The 4,978-nt window shown below is 62.8% G+C and carries 4 protein-coding genes; 3 read left to right on the top strand and 1 reads right to left on the bottom strand.

The features are described from left to right. Positions 1–519: 519 nt before the first annotated feature. Complete coding sequence (locus tag J0F76_RS20280) at positions 520–771, bottom strand: hypothetical protein (RefSeq protein WP_207472246.1); 252 nt, start codon at positions 769–771, stop codon at positions 520–522. On the opposite strand from J0F76_RS20280, the gene J0F76_RS20275 reads away from it, so the two are divergent. The 3 genes from J0F76_RS20275 (at position 763) to J0F76_RS20265 (ending at position 4,500) form a co-directional block, all read left to right on the top strand. Next, positions 763–1,956, top strand: a complete 1,194-nt coding sequence (locus J0F76_RS20275; RefSeq protein WP_207472244.1) for a protein rep — start codon at positions 763–765, stop codon at positions 1,954–1,956. The genes J0F76_RS20280 and J0F76_RS20275 overlap by 9 nt on opposite strands. 57 nt (positions 1,957–2,013) lie before the next feature. Further along, on the top strand, positions 2,014–2,952 hold the full coding sequence (locus J0F76_RS20270) for a DNA-binding protein (RefSeq protein ID WP_207472242.1): 939 nt from the start codon (positions 2,014–2,016) through the stop codon (positions 2,950–2,952). Between the two features lie 228 nt (positions 2,953–3,180). Next, entirely contained in the window at positions 3,181–4,500 is a 1,320-nt protein-coding gene (locus J0F76_RS20265; protein ID WP_207472239.1) for a plasmid recombination protein, read from the top strand. The last annotated feature ends 478 nt before the right edge of the window (positions 4,501–4,978 follow it).

Here is a 4,978-nt window from a genome sequence, read left to right as displayed (position 1 = left end):
GGGACAGAAAGTTGGGCTGCGCCGTAGGCGCTGACCGGCTTTCTGGGCGTGGAGAGGCTGAACGGACGGCTTGTTGTCACCACCGGATCAATCTCACTACCCATAATTTGTGAAAAATTATTTCCTGCCAATCACTTAGCCAAAAATACATCCTTGACGCCCTGACGGGGCGCAGATTAACATCCTGCTCGTGCTGATGCGGAAAGTCTGTTTTTGGACTGGTGCTAGGCGGTCATCGGGCATGTCTGCGGTCGTTTCTCAGGCCACCGCAAACGGGCCCCAACTGCAACATCGGGCATAAAGCCCGACGACCGAGGGTCATGATATGCATATCTCTGCCAACAGGCAAGATCTGTGCCGCGCCCCGCGATGGGGCGGGAATGTGCGACTGCACTAAACAAACAGCACATGATCGCGATACGTCGAAGACCCCTGTGCAGGCCCGTCAGGGCCAGGGCGTAGCCCGGCGCCGAAGGCGCTCTTGGCAATAAGAGGCAACCTTTTCACCCTTCGTCTACCTTACAGAATAAGAGCCAGCCTGACAGCCAGTCTTTTCACCGTCTCCGCCGTCTGCGCGAGACCGACAAGCGCCGTGCCGCAGGCATCGCGCTGCACCACATCGCAGCAGCAAAAGCGGCGGCGCTGAAGGAGCAAGACGCGCTCGTTGAAGCTGGTCGATGCCCCCAAGATGACCGTGATCTGTTCGACGCAATTTGGGACCGAGTCGATGCCTTGCCATCGGGCAAGGTCGGACTCTGTGGCATGACCCAAATCCGCGGGGCCGAGACGGAGCAGTGGGTTGGCAGCCGTAAGAGCCAGGGCGGCACAGCCGTGCCTAACGGGTATTTCACCGGCGTCCAGCGGTGTGGCTTGGGCTTCCTCTGCCCTGACTGTGGTTTCTCCAAGATGGAGACCATGCGCAGCACCCTGAATGACGGCATTGCAGTCGCTCGGCGTTTGGGTTTCCGGCTCGTGATGATGACGCTCACGACAAGGCACGCCCGAGAGGAGGCTGCGGCTGATGTCTATGCGCGGATCGCGACGGCCTTTTCTCGCGTGAAGAGGCTGAAGGTGTGGACCCGCATGATGCAGCGGGTTGAAGGCTTTTCTTGGGTCCTGGAGTGGACCTGGAGCGAGGCGGGTGGGTTCCACCCCCATTTCCATGTCGTCCTGGCTGTCCGAGCTGACAGCCAGGAGGAGGCCGAGGAGCTGGCCCGGTCGGTGCAGCCGGCATACATGCGTCAGCTCGACCGGACCGGTGGAGATGGGACTAGCCCTGCCGCCTGGGAGCACGCATTTCATGTGTCCGGCGCCGAGGCTGTCGGCAATTACATGGCCAAGTGGGGGACGGCTGAGGAGCTCACGAAGGGCCATGCCAAGGATGGGGCTGGTATGCCGCCCATGCGGCTGCTGCGCGAGTCTTGGGCGGCCCGGTCGCAGGATGACAGGAACCAAGCGGCGGCGGTCTGGTGGGAGATCGCCTGTGTGATGAAGCACAAGTCGCAGCTCTACGTCTCCGAAGGATGGACGGCGCTCGCCGCTCGTTTCTCGGAGCTGTTCCCCGAAGAGCAGGAGGATGATCCTCCTGCTCCAGTCCGGATTCAGGGTTTTGGCTCAGCGAGTCGCGAGGTTCCCATGACTGACGCTTGGATGTGGGCGCGGCGGCGTCGTCTCTCTCTCACCGAGAGCGCCGAGGAGGAGATTGGTCGTGGGCAAGAGGATATCGCAACTCGAGTCAATGCTCGTGCAACGCTGGGGCCCACTGACGACGAGATCGTCGCTGAAGAGAGGCGGATCGCGCGCGAAGGCGAGGATGAGGTCGTCGATGTGGCCTCTCCTGACGAGTCGGGAGACATGACATCTGCGGAGTGGGTGGCTCCGAGGCTGCGAAGCCGCACGGACAGGAATGTGGATAACCGGAAAATCAGGATTCACAGCCTGCTCTCCATACTGTAATGTAATGTAACCTGTAGCACGCTACGATACATTACAAAATTACAGTAAGGAGCCACCATGGCCCGTAAGTCCACCATTACCCCGGAAACCGTAGCTGCCGCTGCGGAGGCGCTGATCACGCGCGGGGAGCCTGTCACGAACAAGTCTGTCCTGTCCGAAATCGGTTCCGGGAGTATGTCCACGTTGGTGCCTTTGCTCCAGGCGTGGCGGGAAACTCAGCGAGAAACTCAGGAACTGGCCGAAGTCGAAGTCCCCGACGCTCTGGCGGCCTCGGCCGAGCGGTTGGCTTCGCAGCTCTGGAAGGCCGCCATGGTCGAGGCGACTGCGGGTCACGAGGCCCTGCGCCGCGAGCTGGTCACGGCGCGGGCGGAGACGGCCCAGGTGCAGGCCGAGATGCTTGACCTCCTGGCAGGGGCCGAGAGGGAACGCGATGGCGCGCGGGATGCAGCCGAGGAACTGGCTGTGCAGTTGGCCGCGGTCGAGGCTGAGCGTGACGAGATGGGCCGGACCATCGCTCGCTTGGAGACAGAGACCGCGCGTCTGATCGAGCGTGTTGATGCCAGGACGGCGGAGGCTGCGACGGCTCGCCAGCGAGCAGATGACGCGGTCGCGCGCGAGGCGGACATGCGGTCGGCTCGTGACGAGGTCAGGTCGGAGCTTGCGGGGGTGCGCGAGGAACTCGCTGAGGTGCGGGGGCAGCTTACTGCCAAGGTCGAGCGCTTGGAGTCCGTGCAGGCGGATCTTGGCACCGCTCGCGCTGATCTGGTCAAAGAGCGCGCTGAGCATGCCGCCACCCGGTCGCAGTTCTCCGAGCGGCTGGAGCGTGCCTCCGTCGATCTGGAAGCTGCCCAGGAGGCGGAGACGGCGATGCGGGCTGAGAGGGATGCGATGGCTATCGAGCGCGATGCGGCGGTGACGCAGTCTGCTGAACTGGCTGACAGGGTCCGGGAGCTCGAAGCTAAGCTCGCTGCGGAGGAGGCCGATCCCGTCGAATGATCGGATGGTGATCCGAGCAGGGGCCGCGCCAGGGCGTCAGCCCTAGCAGCAGCCCCGAATGGCAAGGGCATGGCCCGCGCAGCCTCGCGCGCGCGAGAGGCGGAGGAGCCCCCGGCAGGGCGAAGATGGTGACTTATTTGGGTAGGGCCCCAAAAAGTCTCCATATGAGCAGAGAGAGTTTCAACTCTCTCTGCTATCCTCTTCCTGACAGTCGAGGAGTTCATCATCATGGCACACGGTCGCATCGGTCCTGATATCGTCATGACCGTCCGCTATGTCGGCGCATCGGAAATTCGCGCTCTCACCGAGCACGAGCTGCACCGCACCCCCGACGGCACCTCTGCCATCGACCCTCTGCGGACTCACCTCAACCAGGTTCTCCATGGCCCACGGACTCAGACAGAAGCGGTAGCACAGACATGGGCATCAGGCGTCCGCCCGCCAGCCAAGCAGGCCGAGCGTCCTTATGTCCAGATGGTCCTTTCCGCCTCCCCTGAGCTTTTTCGCCGTGGCGCTGAGCTGCAGCCTGGACAGTGGGACCAAGCGGTTCTGGATGACTGGCTCGAGCGGACGATGACATGGCTGCGCCAGGAATATGGCGATGATCTGGTCCACGCCTCACTCCACCTCGATGAGGACACCCCACACATCCACGTTCTCGTGATCCCGACCTACCCAAAGACTGCTCGTGCTCCTGGGCGTCGCAAGCGTGGCGAGACACCAGAGGAGTTCGAAGAGAGGAAGCGTATCGCGGCGCAGACGGTCACTCGTGCCGCCGGTCGCGCGAGCTCTGCCTATTGGTCAAAGCCTTTCGTCCGACGCGATGCCCGGAAGTCCTATCACGCCGCCATGCAGCCGCTGGGGCTTGGCTACGGGCGTGATTTCGTGGGTGAGGCTACGGGCGAAAAAGCGCAGCCCAAGACGACAGGCAAATGGGTGCGCGAACAGGCGGCGGAGCTTCGTGATCGCGCTGCTGACCTGAACAAGAGAGAGCGGCAGCTGGCATCTCGCGAGGTCCGCTTGAATGAGCAGGAGCGCATTGTTCAGGCTCAGCTGATTGAGGCGGAAGCCAAGTGCAATTCACTGATCGAGACTGGCAAGCAGGAGCGGACCCGGCTGATTGATGTTCAGCGGCGGTGGGATGCTCGCAAGCTCACGCGGCAGGCTAGGGAGATTGAACAGCGAGCGGATGCACTTGTGCAGCGCACTCAGAGAGTCGTGCAGCGCGAAGAGGAGCTGGATCAGCGGAGCAAGAACCTGGATAGCCGCGCCACGCAGCTTGCAGACTTGCAGGACGAGCTGGACGAGGATCGCGAGCAGCTCCAAGCCGCGCAAGGCGTCCTTAGCCGCGTCCTGGGCTGGATTGGCCGCCGTTTGGGCCTGGAGGTGCCGTCCAAGCTTCAGGATGCTCTGAACCTGATCGAGGATGCGGCGCGACCACGTATGCGGATCAAGCCTGCGGAAGAGCTATCAGCTCCGACGCCCGAGCCGGTCGAGCAATCGCTCGAGGAGGCTCGGGCGGATGATGAGGTCGGACTGTCGTTCTGACGCCAGGCGTTCAGCTTGAGCACGCCAAGCATCGCGATCTGATGCTATTTCTGTGGCCCTGCGCTCAGCCATATCTGCTCGCATCTCTGCGGCGGCAGCGCGGGCGGAAAGTGCCGCCATCTCATCCGCCCATTGATCCGCCCCTCTCTCCGGGGGCGGATGGTCCGTGGGGATTGCCGATAGACGATCCTCGGGTATCGACACCTGCACTGTTCCATCGTTCATCGTTCGGCGGGGCCAAGCCTTCGATCGAGCCTGCCGTTTCACAGATGCAATCTTGATACCGAGCTTTGCGGCAGCGTCAGCGTAGGTCATCCATTGATCTGGCAAGGTATCCTCCTGATCCTCCCGGCATTCCGCCAGGACGCTCGCGCGTCCTAGCGTCATATGCCGGGAGGAATGCCGGGCGGCAAGCCGCCCTTGATCCTCCCCCTCTCCGCCCTCTGGGCGGTTCTGTTACCCCCCGGTTCCTTGGGGG

Source organism: Paracoccus fontiphilus (genome assembly GCF_017356265.1).
GTDB lineage: Bacteria > Pseudomonadota > Alphaproteobacteria > Rhodobacterales > Rhodobacteraceae > Paracoccus > Paracoccus fontiphilus.
This window is presented reverse-complemented; position numbering and strand designations above follow the sequence as displayed.

Coding starts and splice junctions, on each gene's coding strand:
- J0F76_RS20270 (WP_207472242.1), top strand. CDS start 2,014: ATGGCCCGTAAGTCCACCATTACCCCGGAAACCGTAGCTGCCGCTGCG.
- J0F76_RS20275 (WP_207472244.1), top strand. CDS start 763: ATGACCCAAATCCGCGGGGCCGAGACGGAGCAGTGGGTTGGCAGCCGT.
- J0F76_RS20265 (WP_207472239.1), top strand. CDS start 3,181: ATGGCACACGGTCGCATCGGTCCTGATATCGTCATGACCGTCCGCTAT.